This window comes from Streptomyces sp. SolWspMP-5a-2 (genome assembly GCF_900091845.1).
Classification (GTDB): domain Bacteria; phylum Actinomycetota; class Actinomycetes; order Streptomycetales; family Streptomycetaceae; genus Streptomyces; species Streptomyces doudnae.
Genome location: NZ_FMCI01000307.1, coordinates 1 through 16,709 on the forward strand (window position 1 = coordinate 1; position 16,709 = coordinate 16,709).

The 16,709-nt window shown below is 72.8% G+C and carries 12 protein-coding genes; 5 read left to right on the forward strand and 7 right to left on the reverse strand.

The features are described 5' to 3' along the window. Positions 1-338: 338 nt before the first annotated feature. On the reverse strand, positions 339-1,778 hold the full coding sequence (gene gndA, locus GA0115242_RS30135) for an NADP-dependent phosphogluconate dehydrogenase (protein WP_093834051.1): 1,440 nt from the start codon (positions 1,776-1,778) through the stop codon (positions 339-341). Positions 1,779-2,054: 276 nt separating this feature from the next. On the opposite strand from gndA, the gene GA0115242_RS30140 reads away from it, so the two are divergent. Beyond that, positions 2,055-3,206: a transglycosylase family protein gene (locus tag GA0115242_RS30140; RefSeq protein WP_093834053.1), complete on the forward strand. Its 1,152-nt coding sequence runs from the start codon at positions 2,055-2,057 to the stop codon at positions 3,204-3,206. On the opposite strand, the gene GA0115242_RS30145 is transcribed toward GA0115242_RS30140, so the two are convergent. Beyond that, complete coding sequence (locus tag GA0115242_RS30145; protein ID WP_093834055.1) at positions 3,196-4,584, reverse strand: DMT family transporter; 1,389 nt, start codon at positions 4,582-4,584, stop codon at positions 3,196-3,198. The genes GA0115242_RS30140 and GA0115242_RS30145 overlap by 11 nt on opposite strands. 210 nt (positions 4,585-4,794) lie before the next feature. On the opposite strand from GA0115242_RS30145, the gene GA0115242_RS30150 reads away from it, so the two are divergent. The 3 genes from GA0115242_RS30150 to glgC all read left to right on the forward strand — a co-directional run bounded on the left by GA0115242_RS30150 (position 4,795) and on the right by glgC (position 8,058). Continuing rightward, positions 4,795-5,550: a (2Fe-2S)-binding protein gene (locus GA0115242_RS30150; RefSeq protein WP_202555973.1), complete on the forward strand. Its 756-nt coding sequence runs from the start codon at positions 4,795-4,797 to the stop codon at positions 5,548-5,550. A gap of 38 nt (positions 5,551-5,588) precedes the next feature. After that, positions 5,589-6,749 carry a glycogen synthase gene (glgA, locus tag GA0115242_RS30155; protein ID WP_093834059.1) on the forward strand — a complete coding sequence of 387 codons (1,161 nt, stop codon included), beginning with the start codon at positions 5,589-5,591 and terminating at the stop codon, positions 6,747-6,749. A gap of 88 nt (positions 6,750-6,837) precedes the next feature. Continuing rightward, positions 6,838-8,058, forward strand: coding sequence for a glucose-1-phosphate adenylyltransferase (glgC, locus tag GA0115242_RS30160; RefSeq protein WP_093834061.1), 1,221 nt, complete (start codon positions 6,838-6,840; stop codon positions 8,056-8,058). A gap of 29 nt (positions 8,059-8,087) precedes the next feature. Here glgC and GA0115242_RS30165 read toward each other — a convergent pair whose 3' ends face one another. The 5 genes from GA0115242_RS30165 to GA0115242_RS30185 all read right to left on the reverse strand — a co-directional run bounded on the left by GA0115242_RS30165 (position 8,088) and on the right by GA0115242_RS30185 (position 13,844). Further along, the gene (locus GA0115242_RS30165) at positions 8,088-9,119 is read right to left on the reverse strand and encodes an ABC transporter permease (protein ID WP_093834063.1); all 1,032 of its coding nucleotides are present in this window, start codon (positions 9,117-9,119) and stop codon (positions 8,088-8,090) included. Further along, a complete protein-coding gene (locus GA0115242_RS30170) occupies positions 9,116-10,078 on the reverse strand; it encodes an ABC transporter permease (protein ID WP_093834065.1) in 963 nt (320 codons plus the stop codon). Before GA0115242_RS30170 ends, GA0115242_RS30165 begins: the two co-directional genes overlap by 4 nt. Next, the gene (locus GA0115242_RS30175; protein ID WP_093834067.1) at positions 10,071-11,588 is read right to left on the reverse strand and encodes a sugar ABC transporter ATP-binding protein; all 1,518 of its coding nucleotides are present in this window, start codon (positions 11,586-11,588) and stop codon (positions 10,071-10,073) included. Before GA0115242_RS30175 ends, GA0115242_RS30170 begins: the two co-directional genes overlap by 8 nt. Position 11,589: 1 nt before the next feature. Next, positions 11,590-12,687, reverse strand: coding sequence for an ABC transporter substrate-binding protein (locus GA0115242_RS30180; RefSeq protein ID WP_093834069.1), 1,098 nt, complete (start codon positions 12,685-12,687; stop codon positions 11,590-11,592). A 143-nt stretch (positions 12,688-12,830) separates the two neighbouring features. Continuing rightward, positions 12,831-13,844, reverse strand: a complete 1,014-nt coding sequence (locus GA0115242_RS30185; RefSeq protein ID WP_093834071.1) for a LacI family DNA-binding transcriptional regulator — start codon at positions 13,842-13,844, stop codon at positions 12,831-12,833. 157 nt (positions 13,845-14,001) lie between these two features. On the opposite strand from GA0115242_RS30185, the gene GA0115242_RS30190 reads away from it, so the two are divergent. Then, positions 14,002-16,605, forward strand: a complete 2,604-nt coding sequence (locus GA0115242_RS30190; RefSeq protein ID WP_093834073.1) for a PA14 domain-containing protein — start codon at positions 14,002-14,004, stop codon at positions 16,603-16,605. The last annotated feature ends 104 nt before the right edge of the window (positions 16,606-16,709 follow it).

Sequence of the window (16,709 nt, forward strand, 5' to 3'; positions counted from 1 at the left end):
GACCCCGCACCCGGTGCCGCCGGGCCCCGAGCCGGTGCCCGAGCCGCAGCCCGGACCGCCGCTGACCTGAGCGGCCGCACCGGACGGCACGCCCTCCGCGCGGAGAACCCCGCGGGCGAGGAACTCCCGCGGGCGGAGAACTCTCCGGGCGGGTGACGCACCCGCACACGACGACGGCGGTGGACGCCCCTCACCATCCGGGGTGTCCACCGCCGTCGTCCGTGCGCGAATCCGTCCCACCGAAGCCGCTGCACGCGGCCTCACGCGACGTCGCTGCACGCGGCCGTCAGGCGAGGCCGCTGCACGGAGTCGTCACACGGTGCCGACGCGCGCGACCGTCACGCGGAGACCTCCGAGCGGTCGCCGCCCCACAGGGTGTGGAACGAGCCGTCCTTGTCGGTGCGCCGGTAGGTGTGGGCGCCGAAGAAGTCCCGCTGGCCCTGCGTCAGCGCGGCCGGGAGCCGCTCCGCGCGCAGCCCGTCGTAGTAGGCGAGCGCCGCCGCGAAGCCCGGCGTGGCCACGCCTTGCCGGGTCGCCGCGATGACGACCTCGCGCCAGTCGTCCTGCGCGTCCGCGATCTCCCCCGCGAACGTCGCGTCCGAGAGCAGGCTCGGCAGGTCGGGACGGGCGTCGTAGGCGGCCCGGATGCGGTCCAGGAACGCGGCCCTGATGATGCAGCCGCCGCGCCAGATCGCGGAGACCGCGCCCAGGTCGATGTCCCAGTCGTACTCCTCGCTGCCCGCCGCGATCTCGTGGAAGCCCTGCGTGTACGACACGATCTTCGACGCGTACAGCGCCTGCTCCACCCGGTCCGCGAAGGCCGCCGCCTCCGCCTCGCCCAGCGCGGCGGGCGTCGGCCCCGCCAGGTCGCGGGAGGCCGCCCGCAGCGCCGCGTGCCCGGAGAGCGAGCGCGCGAAGACCGCCTCCGCGATGCCGGAGACCGGGACACCGAGGTCGAGGGCGATCTGGACGGTCCAGCGCCCGGTGCCCTTCTGCTCGGCCTGGTCGACCACCACGTCCACGAACGGCTTGCCGGTGTCCGCGTCCACGTGGGACAGCACCTCGGCGGTGATCTCGATCAGGTAGGAGTCCAGCCGGCCGGTGTTCCAGGTGCGGAAGATCCCGGCGATCTGCGCGGGGGAGTATCCGGCCACGTCCCGCAGGAGCTGGTAGGCCTCGCCGATCAGCTGCATGTCGGCGTACTCGATGCCGTTGTGGACCATCTTCACGAAGTGCCCGGCGCCGTCGGGACCCACGTGGGTCACGCACGGGGCGCCGTCGGCGGCCTTCGCGGAGATCTTCTCCAGCATCGGACCCAGCGAGTCGTACGACTCGGCCGGGCCGCCCGGCATGATGCTCGGCCCGTTCAGCGCGCCCTCCTCGCCGCCCGAGACGCCCATGCCGACGAAGTGGATGCCCTGCTCCCGCAGTTCGCGCTCCCGGCGCCTGGTGTCCGCGAAGTGCGCGTTGCCGCCGTCGATGATCATGTCGCCGGGTTCGAGGAGCGGCGCGAACTCCTGGATCACCGCGTCGGTCGGCTCGCCCGCCTTGACCATGACGACCAGCCGCCTGGGACGTTCGAGCGCCGCGACGAACTCCTTGGCGGTCTCGGCCGCGACGAACTCCCCCTCCTGCCCGAACTCCTCCACCAGGGCGTGCGTCTTCGACGCCGTCCGGTTGTGCAGCGCCACCGTGTAGCCGTTGCGTGCGAAGTTGCGGGCCAGATTGCGGCCCATGACCGCGAGTCCCGTGACGCCGATCTGGGCTGTAGTGCTCATGCGGTTGGCTCCTAGTGCGTCCGTGGTTCCGGTGGTGCCCGTCAGTATCGCCCCCACCTGCCATCCTGACGTGCCGGTGTGCGGGGCGCATGTCCGGGGTGAAGGACCGGGCACCGCCACATACGCGCGAAGGGCCCCGCTCGCCTCACCCGTTCCGCAACTCCGCCGTGTTCAAGACGTCTTGGGGGCGGACGAGGCTGATTTGCCGTCTTGTCATGGCCTGTTCGCGGCCCTTACTTTTGGCCCTTCTGACGCATGTCGATGGGGGCTCCAGACATGGCCGTACGCGGCCGGCACCGCCGGTACCAGCCCAACAGGATCAACCGCGCCTCACTCACCGTCACGGCGGGCGGTGCCGGTATGGCGCTCCCGCTCATCGGCGCCGGAACCGCGCACGCGGCCGACGTCGCCACCTGGAACAAGGTCGCCGCCTGCGAGTCGAGCGGCAACTGGAGCGTCAACAGCGGGAACGGCTACTTCGGCGGCCTCCAGTTCACCCGGTCCACCTGGGCCGCGTACGGGGGCACCGCCTACGCACCGCGCGCCGACCTCGCCACCAAGAACCAGCAGATCGCCGTCGCCGAGAAGGTCCTGGACGGACAGGGGCCCGGCGCCTGGCCGGTCTGCTCCGGCCGCGCCGGACTGACCAGGGGCGGCCCGGCGGCGGACGTCCGCACGACGGGCTCCAGCCGGACGGAGGCCGCCACCAAGGCCCGTAAGACGTCCGCGAAGGACGTGCAGCCGCAGCGCACTCCGCAGTCCCGGGCGGGCACCGCCGAGATGTACACGGTGGTGCACGGCGACAGCCTGTCCAAGATCGCCGACGCGAAGGACGTCGACGGCGGCTGGCAGCGGCTCTACGCGGGCAACCGCACCACGATCGGCGCCGACCCCGACCTGATCCTCCCGGGCCAGCGGCTGAACCTCCAGGGCCGGGCCACGGCGGCGAAGGCCGCGCCGAAGAAGCCCGAGAAGGCGGCGGCCAAGGAGAAGAAGGCCAAGCCGAAGACCGTCTCCCACGGGCACTCCCGGGTGGCACCGGTCGGCGGGTCCATCGGCACCCCGTACCACGCGTCCGGCTCCTCCTGGTCGAAGGGCTACCACACCGGCGTCGACTTCCCGGTGCCCACCGGCACCACCGTGAAGGCGGTCGGCGCGGGCACCGTCGTCACCGCGGGCTGGGGCGGTTCCTACGGCTACCAGGTGGTCATCCGGCACGCCGACGGCCGCTACTCGCAGTACGCCCACCTCTCGGCGATCTCCGTGAAGGCCGGGCAGGGCGTCGGCGAGGGGCAGCGGATCGGACGCTCGGGAGCCACCGGGAACGCGACCGGCCCGCACCTGCACTTCGAGGTGCGGACAGGGCCCGGCTTCGGCTCCGACGTGGACCCGCTCGCCTATCTGCGCGCCGGGGGCGTCACGATCTGACGCGGACCCGGTGCCGGTCGATCGCGGGCAGCGGGACGTACGCGCCGCCGTAGAACGGCCCGTAGAAACGGTAGTGCAGGGGGCCCGGTGCCCCGTCGTCGAACGGCGGCGCACCGGGCCCTCCGCGCTGTCCGGCGTCCGGGGCGTCGGACACCTCCGTGGCCGCCTCCGTGGCCGCCGCCGCGGCGGCCGTGGTCACCGGCACGAGCGCCGACGCCTCACGCTCCACCACCGTGACCACCGGCTCAGGGCCCTGTGCCCCGGTCACCGTGACCACCGGTTCCGTGCCCTGCGTCCCGGCGGCCGCCACCACCGGCTCAGGGTCCTGTGCCCCGGTCGCCGTCACCACCGGCTGCGTGCTCCGCGTCCCGGTCGCCGGTGCCGGGTCCTGCGCGGGCTCGCGCACGGGTGCCTGGGGCTCCGCCTCGGGTGCGCTCTCCCCGGACGGGGCCTCCCGCGGCGTCGTCCTCTCCGGGGACCCGGGGCCCGCCTGTGCCGGGAGGCCGCCGATCGGGGTCCCCGGCGCCGTCCGCGGGCCGTCCGCGCCCGTCTGCTGGAGGCGCTCGGTCGTCAGCAGGATCAGGCCGCCCGCCGCCACCACACCGCAGCCCAGCGCGAGCACCGTGCCCGTGGTGCCGTGCCGGAACGTCTCGCCGAACATCGTGATGCCGACGGCGGCGGCCACCACCGGGTTGACCACGGTCAGCGTCGCCAGCGGCGCCGCGAGGCCCGCGCCCCGGTAGGACGCCTGCGAGAGCAGCATGCCCGCCGTGGCGAAGACGGCGATCAGACCGAGCGAGGGCAGGTCGGTCGTCGCCACCCCGTCCGTCCAGTCGACCGCGACGGTCTTCGTGAACACCGACGCCATGCCGAACGCGACGCCCGAGCCGGTCGCCAGCAGCATGCTGCGCACCGCCGGATGCCGGTGCGCGGCCCGCCCGGCCACCATCAGCGCGACGATCCCGGCGCCGCTCACCCCGGCCACCGCGATCCGCTCCGGCACCGCCAGGGAGTGCCCGTCCGAGGCGCCGACCAGGGACAGCAGCCCCGCCAGACCCACCGTCGCCATGATCGCGCCGCGCCAGGCCGTCGCCCCGGCCCTGCGGCCCACGAACAGCGCGGCCATCGGCAGCGCGAAGACGATCGTCAGGGCGCCCAGCGGCTGCACCAGGCTCAGCGGACCGTAGGCGAGCGCCACCACGTGCAGCAGCCCGCCGAGACCGTTCAGCGCCACCGCCGCCCACCAGCCGGGACGCCGCAGCGGGGCGTACTCCTCGCCGGGTGAGGACATCGCGACGTGCTCCTGGACGATCGCCCCGCCCGCGTACGCGACGGCGGAGACGAACGACAGGAGCACGGACAACGCGAGGGCGCTCATGGGCGGCTCCTCTGCGTGAGACGGGGGCGATGACCCCTGCGCGGCGAACGGTCGACCTTCATGGGCAACACCATGCCCGCTCCCGGTGTTCCCGTCGTCGTCCCTGAGCAGGCAATCCGTCCTACTGCCGGTGGAGTACGGACCGGGCACGGTCCTCCCCAAGACGGGTGACACGGGAGCCACTCCCGGTGAGGGGATCCCCGCCGGGGCTTGGTACTACTGCTCCTCGTGGACCTCGACCCCGACCTCGCCGCCCTCGTCCCGCTCGGCGGGTTCTTCCCGCTGCGCACGGGAGCACCCCCGCGGCCCGGCCTGCCGACGCTCGCCGACGCCTACGCGGACCCGCCGGCCGCCGCGGGACCCGACCCGCTCACCTTCCGGGTCCGCAAGGTCGGCGACGCGCTGCGCGCCCCCGAGCCGCGCGTCGCCGCCTCCCTCGCCCAGCAGGGGCTCGCCGCCCGCCTCTGGTCGGTGGCCCTCGCCTGCGCCGTCCGCTACGACCGGCTCCCCGACCTCGACCCGCGGCTGCTGCGCTGGGACCCCGACGCCGCCGCCCCCGACGACCTGTGGCTCACCGCGGTGCGCCCGCGCCCCGCCGACCCCGCCGCCCTCGCCGACGCCGTCCTCCTCGGCCACCTCGAACCGCTGGCCGGGGCCCTGCGCGCCCGCCACCCGATCGCCCCGGGGCTGCTGCGCGGCAACGCGGCCTCCGCGCTCGCCGGAACCGCCCGCCAGCTCAGCCGCTGGGCCCGCGCCCACGGCCGGGCCGACGACGACGCCCGCACCCGCGATCTCGCCGCCCGGCTGCTCGCCCACCCCCTGCTGGCCCCCACCCACACCCTGACCGGCACCGCCTTCCGGCGTCGTAGCTGCTGCCTCTACTACCGGGTGCCGGGCGGCGGCGTCTGCGGGGACTGTTGCTTCCCACGACCCCCGCGCCCTTCCGCGCGCGGCACATCTGGGTGACCATGAGAGGACCTGCCGCAGAGATCAGGGGGTAGCGGGTGCGAGTGGGACTGCTGACCCGGGAGTACCCGCCGGACGTGTACGGCGGCGCGGGCGTCCATGTCGAGTTCCTGGCCAGGGAGTTGACCTCACTGGTCGACCTGGAGGTGCACTGCTGGGGCGAGGGCCGCGGGGTCGGCGTCCGGCGCCACCGCTCCTGGGCCGCCCTGGACACCGCCAACGACGCGCTGCGCACCTTCTCGGTGGACCTCGCCATGGCCGCGGGCCTCGAAGGACGCGACCTCGTCCACTCCCACACCTGGTACGCCAACCTCGCGGGTCACCTCGGGAAGATGCTGCACGGCATCCCGCACGTGATGACCGCCCACTCCCTCGAACCGCTGCGCCCCTGGAAGGCCGAGCAGCTCGGCGGCGGGTACGCCCTGTCGAGCTGGGCCGAGCGCACCGCCGTGGAGACCGCCGACGCGGTGATCGCCGTCTCGGGCGCCATGCGCGAGGACATCCTCGCCTGCTACCCGGCGCTCGACCCCGCCCGGGTGCGCGTCGTGCACAACGGCATCGACACCACGCTCTACCGCCCCGACCGGGCCACCGACGTCCTGGACCGCGTCGGCCTCGACCGCACCCGCCCGTACGTCCTCTTCGTCGGCCGCATCACCCGGCAGAAGGGCGTGCCCCATCTGCTGCGCGCGGTACGGGACATCGACCCCCGCGCACAGGTCGTGCTCTGCGCGGGAGCGCCCGACACCCCGGAGATCGACCGGGAGTTCCGCGATCTCTTCCAGGAGCTGAGCCGGGTCCGCGAGGGCGTCCGCTGGATCCCGCAGATGCTGCCGCGCCTGGAGGTCATCCAACTCCTCACGCACGCCGCCGCGTTCGTCTGCCCCTCGGTCTACGAGCCGCTCGGCATCGTCAACCTGGAGGCGATGGCCTGTGGCACCCCGGTGGTCGCCTCCCGGGTCGGCGGCATCCCGGAGGTCGTCGAGGACGGCAAGACGGGGCTCCTGGTGGCGCCGGACGAGGACCCCGCGGTCTTCGAGGCCGGGCTCGCCCGCGCGCTCGACGCCGTCCTCGACGACCCCGAGGGCGCCCGGCGGATGGGCGAGGCGGGACGGGAGCGCGCGGTGGGGGAGTTCGGCTGGGACGCCGTCGCCCGCCGCACCGTCCGGCTCTACGAGGAGATCGTCAGACAGGGATAGCGCGGCGGGCAGGCGCTCCCACAGGCTTGTCACGGGCCGCTCCAGGGCAGACGGTCACTCCAGGGTGACCAAGGAGAGGGGAGCGGCCATGCGCCGTGGCGGACCTTCGGTGCTCGGGATCGTACTGGCCGGTGGTGAGGGCAAACGGCTGATGCCGCTCACCGCCGACCGCGCGAAACCGGCGGTGACCTTCGGCGGCACGTACCGCCTCGTCGACTTCGTCCTGTCCAACCTCGTCAACGCCGACATCCTGCGCATCTGCGTGCTGACGCAGTACAAGTCGCACTCGCTCGACCGGCACATCACCACCACCTGGCGGATGTCCAGCCTGCTGGGCAACTACGTCACCCCGGTGCCCGCGCAGCAGCGGCTCGGCCCGCGCTGGTACCTGGGCAGCGCCGACGCGATCCTCCAGTCCCTCAACCTCGTCCACGACGAACAGCCCGAGTACGTCGCGGTGTTCGGCGCCGACCACGTGTACCGGATGGACCCGCGCCAGATGATCGCCCAGCACGCGGAGAGCGGTGCCGGGGTGACGGTCGCGGGCATCCGGGTGCCGCGCGCGGAGTCCTCCGCGTTCGGCGTGATCAGCCCCGGCTCGGACGGGCAGATGGTGGAACGGTTCCTGGAGAAGCCGTCCGACCCGCCGGGCCTCCCGGACGACCCGGAGTGCGTCTTCGCGTCGATGGGCAACTACGTCTTCACCACCAAGGTGCTCATCGAGGCGCTCCAGCGGGACGCCGAGGACGAGGACTCGGTGCACGACATGGGCGGCTCGATCCTGCCCCAGCTCACCGAACGCGGCGAGGCGGAGCTGTACGACTTCAGCGCCAACCACGTGCCGGGCGAGACCAGCAGGGACCAGGGCTACTGGCGGGACGTCGGGACCCTCGACGCCTACTACGACGCGCACATGGACCTGATCGCCGAGCGGCCCGCGTTCAACCTGTACAACCGCAGCTGGCCCATCTACACGCACTCCTACCAGCTCTCGCCCGCCCGCTTCAACGCGGGCGGCATAGCGGGGGAGTCCATCATCAGCGCGGGCTGCCTGATCCGCGGGCAGGTGACCCGGTCGGTGCTCTCGCCCGGCGTGCGGGTCGACCCCGGAGCGGTCGTGCAGGGCTCGGTCCTGCACGACAACGTCCGCATCGGCCGGGGCGCGGTGGTGCGCGGGGCGATCCTGGACAAGAACGTCGAGGTGCCGCCCGGCGCGACCATCGGCGTGAACCCGGAGCGCGACGCCGAGCTGTACACCGTCTCCCCGGGCGGGGTGATCGCCCTGGGCAAGGGCCAGATCGTCAGCTAGTGCTGTGGCCGGAGCTGGGCCCCCGGCGCTCACAGCACCCGGCGCCGGCGGCCCAGCCAGGTCTGCGCGATCACCACCACGGCCAGGAAGGCACCGCTGACCACCTGCTGGTAGGCGGAGTCGAGGGAGCCGATCTGGTTGATCACGTTCTGGATGACCTTCAGCAGCAGCACCCCCACCAGGGACCCGCTGATGAAGCCGGAGCCGCCGGTGAGCAGGGTGCCGCCGATGACGACGGCGGAGATCGCGTCCAGCTCCATCCCGGTCCCCAGGATGGTCACCCCGGACGCCAGCCAGGCCGCGTTCAGCGCGCCCGCCAGCCCCGCGCAGAGCCCGGAGAGCGTGTACACGGTGATCTTGGTGCGGGCCACCGGGGCGCCCATCAGCGCGCCCGCGTCCTCGTTGCCGCCGACCGCGTACACGTACTGCCCGAACCGGCTGCGCCGCAGCACCACCGCGCCCGCCGCGAAGAGCGCCAGCGTGATCCACACCGGCACCCCGACGCCGAGCAGGGTGCCCTGCCCGAGGGTCGCGAAGAACGAGTCCTTGTCGACCAGGTACGTCCGCGACCCCTCGTCGGTGATCGCCAGCAGCAGCCCGCGGGCGCCCAGCATCGCGGCCAGCGTCACGATGAACGGGGCGAGCCTGACCCGGGCGATCAGCAGCCCGTTGACCAGCCCGACCAGACCGCACACCGCCAGCGGGAGCAGCAGCGCGACGGCCGTCCCGTACCGCGAGCCCCAGGCCGCGAGCACCCCGCCGAGCGCGAACAGCGAGCCCACCGACAGGTCGATCCCGCCGGTGACGATCACGAACGTCATGCCCAGCGCGACCACGGCGAGGAACGCCGAGGAGAGCGCCATGTTCTCCAGGTTGTCGCCGGTCAGGAAGGTGTCGAAGCTCAGCGACGCGACGACCATGGCGATCACCAGGGTCACCAGCGCGCCGTGCTGCTGGGCCAGGGCGCTGAGCCGCTCGGAGCGGTCGGCGCGCTCGGGACCGTCCCCGGTCCCCTGGACGGTGGGCGCCGGCACGCCGGCCTCCTCGGTGTGCGCGGTCATCGTCTGCCTCGTTCCCGGGCCGCGTAGACGGCGAGGACGATCACCGCGGCCTGGGCGATCTGGGTCCAGGACGGCGGCAGATCGTGCTTGATCAGGGTGGTGGTGAGCAACTGGATGAGCACCGCGCCCGCGACCGTGCCGCCGACGCGCACCCGCCCGCCGCTGAGCGGGGTGCCGCCGACGACGACGGCGGTGATCGCGGACAGCTCCATCAGGGTGCCCAGGGAGGTGGGGTCGCTCGCCGAGAGCCGCGCCGTCGCGAGGACGCCCGCGATCGCGGCGAGGGCGCCGCAGGAGACGTAGACCACCACGAGGACCCGCCCCACCGGCAGTCCGGCGAGCCGGGCGGCGGGGCGGCTGTCGCCGATGGCCAGCACCTGCCGTCCGAAGGTGGTGCGGCGCATCACGAACGCCGTGAGCAGCGCGAGCCCGGCCGCGATCAGCACCAGGTACGGCACGCCCAGCACGGCCCCCGAGCCGAGCGCCGCCATGTCCGGGTCGCGGACGTCCTTGAGCTGCGGCAGCAGCACCAGGGCCACCCCGCGTCCGGCGACCATCAGCGCCAGGGTGGCCACGATCGGCTGGACGCCCACGAAGGCGATCAGCGCGCCGTTGGCGGCCCCGACCACGATCCCGCCGGCCAGCGCGACCAGGACCGCGATCCACGGTCCGTACCCGAGGTACAGGGAGATGAGCGATGTCGACAGGGCCATCACCGAGCCCACCGACAGGTCGACGCCCTCGGCGCCGATCGCCAGCGCCATGCCCAGGGCGACGACCAGCACCGGGGCGACCTGGACGGCCTGGGTGCGGAAGTTCTCCACGGACAGGAAGTGCGGGGTGAAGGCGACGTCGAACAGCAGCAGCACCAGGACGCCCGCGTAGACCCCGTAGTCCTGGAGCAGGCGCAGCAGCCGCGCGCGGTCCAGGGACGGGCGCGCGAAGGTCAGTTCAGTCATCGGGCCCTCCCGCCGGGACGGCGGCGATCGCGCGCATCAGCGCGTCCTCGGTCACCGCGGCGCCGGTCAGCTCGCTCACCACCACGCCCTCCTTGAGCACGACCACCCGGTCGCTGCCCTCGATCAGCTCCTCGGTGTCGGAGGAGATCAGCAGCACCGCGAGCCCGTCGTCGGCGAGTTCGTCGATGAGGGCCTGCACCTCCGCCTTGGCGCCGACGTCGATGCCCCGGGTCGGCTCGTCCAGGAGCAGCACCTTGGGGTGCAGGGCGAGCCAGCGGGCCAGCAGCACCTTCTGCTGGTTGCCGCCGGACAGCTCGCCCACCCGCTGGTGCGGCCCCGCCGTCTTGATCCGCAGCCGCTTCACGAACGTGTCGACGATCCGGTCGATCCGCGCGTCGTCCACCAGGCCGAACCGGGAGAGCGCGGGCAGCGCGGCCAGCGCGATGTTCTCCCGCACCGACAGGCCGGGCACGATGCCCTCGGCCTTGCGGTCCTCCGGCAGCAGGCTGATCCCGGCCCGGATCGCGGCGGCGGTCGAGCCGGGGCGCACCGGGGCCCCGGCGACGGCGACCCGGCCCGCGTCGGTGGGCAGGGCCCCGGCGATGGCCTTCGCGGTCTCGCTGCGGCCCGAGCCGAGCAGTCCGCCGAGCCCGACCACCTCACCGGGCCGTACCGCGAGCGACACCCCGCGCAGCTTGTGACGTATCGTCAGATCCGTGGCGCGCAGCACCGGTTCGGACTCGGCGTCGTGCCCGCCGGAGAACTTGGTCAGGCCCTCCGCGCGCACCTCGCCGATCTCCCGGCCGAGCATCAGGGAGACCAGCCGCAGCCGGTCGAGCCCGGCCAGCGGCCCGGTGTGCACCACCCGGCCGTCCCGCAACACGGTGACCTCGTCGCAGATCTCGTACAGCTCGTCCATCCGGTGGCTGACGTAGACCACCGCGACGCCCTGGTCGCGCAGCATCCGGATGACCCGGAACAGGGTGGCCACCTCGCGCGGTTCGAGCGAGGAGGTCGGCTCGTCCATCACGACCACCCGGGCGTCCACCGCGACGGCGCGGGCGAGGGCGACCATCTGCTGGGCGCCGACGCCGAGTTCGCGCAGCGGACGGCGCACGTCGACCCGCAGTCCGAGCCGTTCGAGCGCCTCGGCGGCCTCCCGGTGCATGCGCCGGAAGTCGATCAGGCCGAGGCGCCCGCGCGGCTCCCGGCCGAGGCAGAGGTTGCGGGCCACGCTCATCAGCGGGACCAGGTTCACCTCCTGGTAGATGGTGGAGATGCCCGCCCGCTGGGCCGCGAGCGGGGTGGCGAAGGAGACCGGGGCCCCGTCGTACACCACCTCGCCCGCGTCCGGCCGGTAGACCCCGGTGAGCACCTTGATGAGCGTCGACTTCCCGGCGCCGTTCTCCCCGACGAGCGCGTGCACCGTCCCGGCGCGCACGGTGAGGTCCACGTCGGACAGCGCGCGCACGCCGGGGAAGGACTTGCCGAGGCCGGTGACCGAGAGCACGTCAGTAGGCCTTGCCGAGGTCCGCGGCGGCGTTCTTCTCGGTGTAGGCGCTGTCCTCGATGACGATGTCCTGGCTCACCTTCTCGCCCCGGGTGAAGGTGTCGAGGGTCTGGAAGGCGAGCGGTCCGAAGCGCGGGTTGGACTCGACGACGCCCTGGATCCAGCCGTCGACGATGCCCTGGACGGCGTTGCGGGTGCCGTCGATGGTCACGATCTTCACCGCGCCGGGCTTCTTGCCCGCGCCCTTGAGGGCGTTGACGGCGCCGAGGCCCATCTCGTCGTTCTCGGCGTAGATCCCGGTGATGCCCGGCTTGGACTGGATGAGGTTCTCGGTGACCGACTGGCCCTTCTCCCGGGCGAAGTCGCCGGTCTGCCGGAAGACGATCTTCAGGTCGGGAGCCTTCTCCTTGATCCGCTCCTCGAACCCCTTGGTGCGTTCGGTGGTGACGTTGTTGCCCGCCGCGCCGAGCAGGATCGCGACCTCGCCCTTGCCGCCGGTCGCCTCGATCATCCGGTCGGCGGCCCGCCGCCCCTGCTCGACGAAGTCGGAGCCGATGAAGCTCACGTAGTCCTTGCAGGCGGTGGCGTTGATCTTCCGGTCGATCGTCACGATCGGGATGTGCTTGGCGGACGCGGCGCGCAGCACCGGTTCCCAGCCGTCCGAGTTGAGGGGCGCGATGACCAGCAGGTCGGCGCCCTTGGCGATGAGGTCCTGGACGTCGCTGATCTGCTTGGAGAACTGCGACTGGGCGTTGGCGGTGAGGAGCTTGACCCCGCGCTTGGCGGCCTCGGCCTTGAGGGAGGCCGTCTCCGCGATCCGGAACGGGTTGGCCTCCTTCTCGGACTGGGAGAAGCCCACGGTGGCCTTCTTCAGGTCGAGCTTCCCGCCGCCGTAGGCGTCGAGGGCGCAGGTGGGCCCCGATCCGGTGCTCGGGGAGGACACCACCTGGCCCGCGCCGTCCTGCGGGGAGGCGGTGGAGCCCTTGGCCGAGTCGTCCTCGGACTTGGTGCAGGCGCTGACGAGCGCGAGGCTCGCCACGAGGCCCACGGTGAGGAGGTGGCGTGCGGAGGTGCGGCGGACGGATGCGGTCGGCTTCATGGGAGTCCCCAAACGCGCGGCCCCGGCGCGTGAGAGCGCTCTCGGGGAGGCTGGCTCTTGCGGTCAACTCGGTGTGCACGTCGTTCAGGGGAGGTTTTTACATCGTTGGAAGGACCCTGTAAACCCCTTCGTCCGAAATCTCGTCACCTCCGGCCCAGCGTGCTCTCCCGCTCCACCAGCCGGAAATCCGCGGTCAGTTCGCGTCCGCCGGGCACCTCGCGCCCCGACAGGCTGCGCAGCAGCGAGGCGACCGCCATCCGCGCGATGGCCTGCTTGTCCGGCGAGACGGTGGTCAGGGTGACCGCCCCGAACCGCCCCTCCGCGAGATCGTCGAAGCCGACCACCGCCACGTCCCACGGCACCCGCAGCCCCCGTTCGTGCAGCACCCGCATCGCCCCGATCGCGATCAGGTCGTTGAACGCGAAGACCGCGTCGGGGCGCACCCCCGAGTCGAGGAGCTGGGCCATCGCCCGCGCACCGTCGTCCCGGTCCCAGCCGCCGACCGGCACCACCAGGCTGTCGGGCGCGGGCACCCCGGCCTCCGACAGCTCCGCGCGCCAGCCGTCGAGCCGCAGGTGGGCGGGCCGGTTCGCGGAGTCGGTGCGGGCGCCGAGATAGGCGATCCTGGTCCGGCCCCGGTCGAGCAGATGGCGCACCGCGCGGCGGGCCGCCGCCACGTTGTCGATCGCGATGTGGTCGTAGGGCGCGTCGTACTCGCGCTCGCCGAGCAGCACCAGCGGCACGTCGTCGGCCCGCCCGCGCAGGTCCTCCGCCTCCAGCTCCAGCGGGGAGAGGATCAGCCCGTCGATCACCCGGGACCGGTACCCCTGGCTGACCAGCACCTCCTGCTCGCGCTCGCCCCTGGTGTGGTCGAGCAGGACGGTGAACTCGTGCTCGGTGGCCGCGTCGATCACCGCCCCCGCCAGCTCCGCGAAGTACGGGTTGCCCAGCTCGGGGACGGCCAGCGCGATGATCCCGGTGCGGCCCTTGCGCAGGTGGCGGGCGGTCAGGTTGGGCCGGTAGCCCAGCTCGTCGATGGCCGCCTGCACCCTGGCCCGCATCGCCGGGGTGACGTGCGGATAGTTGTTCACCACGTTGGAGACGGTCTTGATCGAGACGCCGGCGCGTTCCGCCACGTCCTTCAGGCTCGCCCGCAAGGGATCTCCTCAGCGTCGATGGGTGGCCCGTCCTCGGAGCCTTTGTCATGACCCTGGACAGCGGCCCGGAGCCGTGCTCTGATGCCAACTGCCGTTCCTTCCAACGTTGTACAGACTGAAGCAGCGAGCCGCCACCCTTCCTCAGCAAGGAGGATTCGTGCGCATCAGACCTTTCGGTAAGCGCCTCACCCTGCTCCTCGTGGCAGCGCTGGGAGCCGCGGGACTCACCGCGGCCCCGAGCGCCGGCGCGGCGGACGACCCCGTCGAAGTCCACGGGCTCAAGGGGGAGTACTACACCCAGTCGGCCCCCGGCGCCTTCGACTTCCACGAGCTCAAGGCGACCGGCTTCGACCCGAACCTCGACTTCGCCACCCTGGAGCCGCGCCTGTCCTTCGCCACCGGCCAGTCGGACGACGTCAACGTCCGCTGGACCGGCAAGATCGTGCCGGAGAAGACCGGCCCGACCACCTTCTCGGTCATCGGGGACAACGGCTTCCGGCTCTGGGTCGGCGACCGCCTGGTCATCGACCACTGGGTCGACGACTGGGACCGCGAACAGACCGCCCAGCCCATCGAGTTGACCGCGGGCCAGTCCTACGACTTCAAGGTCGAGTACTTCGAGCACTTCGGAGGCTCCAACCTGCACGTGCGCTGGACCCCGCCCGGCGGCACCAAGACCGCCGTGCCGCAGTCCGCGTTCCGGCTGCCCGACGGCTTCGACTACGACGGTGCCATCGACACCACCGTCCGCGCCGACGGCCGCACCCTCCAGCTCGACTTCGCGCAGCCGCTCGCGGCACTCCCGGCCGGTCTCACCGACCACCTCGACGCGGTGATCGGCGGCGCCACCTGGCCGCTGGGCGCGGCCCGGCTCGACCCGCGCGACCCCACGTCGCTGCTGGTGACGCTGAAGGAACCGGTGGTCGGCAACAAGACCGGCACGGCGCCCGGCCTCGCCGACGTCCGCTACGACGGCGAGGGCGGCCTCCGCGGACGGGACGGCAACGTTGTCAACACCTTCTGGAGCAGCGGCGGCAACCGTTCCACCTACGAGCTGAGCACCCCCTGGGCGGACGACGTCTCCGCGCACAACGCCCATCCCGAGTACCCGCGGCCGCAGTTGACCCGCGCCGACTGGCGCAACCTCAACGGCTCCTGGCAGTTCGCCGCGGCGGCGGCCGGTGACCGGCCGCCGGTGGGCAAGAACCTGCGCGAGCGGATCCTCGTCCCGTACCCGGTCGAGTCCCAGCTGTCGGGGATCGAGCGGCACGAGGACCGCATGTGGTACCGGCGCACCTTCACGGTCCCGGCCGACTGGCGGATCGGCTCCGCCCAGCGCCTCCAGCTGAACTTCGGCGCCGTCGACTGGCAGGCCGAGGTGTACGTCAACGGCACCAAGGTCACCGAACACAAGGGCGGCTACGACAAGTTCAGCGCCGACGTCACCGACGCCCTCAAGCCGGGCCGCACCCAGGAGCTGATCGTCGGCGTCTACGACCCGACCGACGCGGCCGACGGCGAGAACCCGCCGCTGGGCAAGCAGCGCCTCGACCCGAGCGGGATCTGGTACACGCCGTCCTCCGGGATCTGGCAGACCGTGTGGATGGAGCCGGTCGCGGCCGACCACGTCGACACGCTCAAGCTCACCCCCGACGCGGCCAAGGGCACCGTCACGGTCGCGCCGCAGGGCGTCCGCTCCGGGCTCCCGGTCACCGTCACCGCCTACGACGGCAAGCGCAAGGTCGCCTCGGCCACCGGCCGCAGCGGCACCCCGCTGACCCTGCGCATCCCGCACGCCCGCCTCTGGTCGCCGGACGACCCGTTCCTGTACGACCTGAAGGTGAGCGTCGGCAAGGACCGGGTCGGCAGCTACGTCGGACTGCGCTCGATCTCCGTCGAGCAGGTGGACGGCGTGCCGCGCACGGTCCTCAACGGCGAACCGATCTTCATGATGGCCACGCTCGACCAGGGCTTCTGGCCGGACGGTCTGCACACCGCGCCGACCGACGAGGCGCTCGCCTACGACCTGAAGCTGCACAAGCAGCTCGGCTTCAACTCGGTCCGCAAGCACATCAAGGTGGAGCCCGACCGCTGGTTCTACTGGGCGGACCGGCTCGGCCTGATGGTCTGGCAGGACATGCCCGCGATGACCGCCGGGGTGAACCCGTCCACCGCCGCCCGCGCCGAGTACGAGCGCGAGATGAAGCAGATCATGGACGAGCACATCAGCAGCCCGTCGGTGGTCATGTGGGTCACCTTCAACGAGGGCTGGGGCCAGTACGACATGGCCCGGGTCGCCGACCAGGCCAAGGCCTGGGACCCGACCCGGCTGGTCAACAGCATGTCGGGCCTCAACCTCGGGGCCGACGGCGGCACCGGCGACATCATGGACGAGCACGGCTACCCGAGCCCCGCCCTGCCCCCGCACCCGGACGGCAGAAGGGCCCTGGTCACCGGCGAGTACGGCGGCCTGGGGCTCGCGGTGCCCGGACACGCCTGGTCGGTGCAGCAGTCGTACGTGGACGTCGACCCGTCGGCCTACACGGACGGCTACCTGGAGAAGCTCGACGAGGTGCACGCGCTGGCCTGCCAGGGCAGCAACGGCGCCGTCTACACGCAGATCTCGGACGTCGAGGGCGAGCTGAACGGCCTGGTGACGTACGACCGCAAGGTCGTCAAGCCCGACGTGAAGCGGATACGGGCGGCCCAGCGGGCGCTGATCGACGACGCCTCCCGGGCGGAGCCGGCCGGCTGCGCCTGATCCACGACGGCCGTGCACGGCGGCGGCCACCCCGGCGGACCCGGGGTGGCCGACCGGCCGGACACGGCCACGGCCCCGACCGGGGCGGTGCCGGGCGGGCAGCC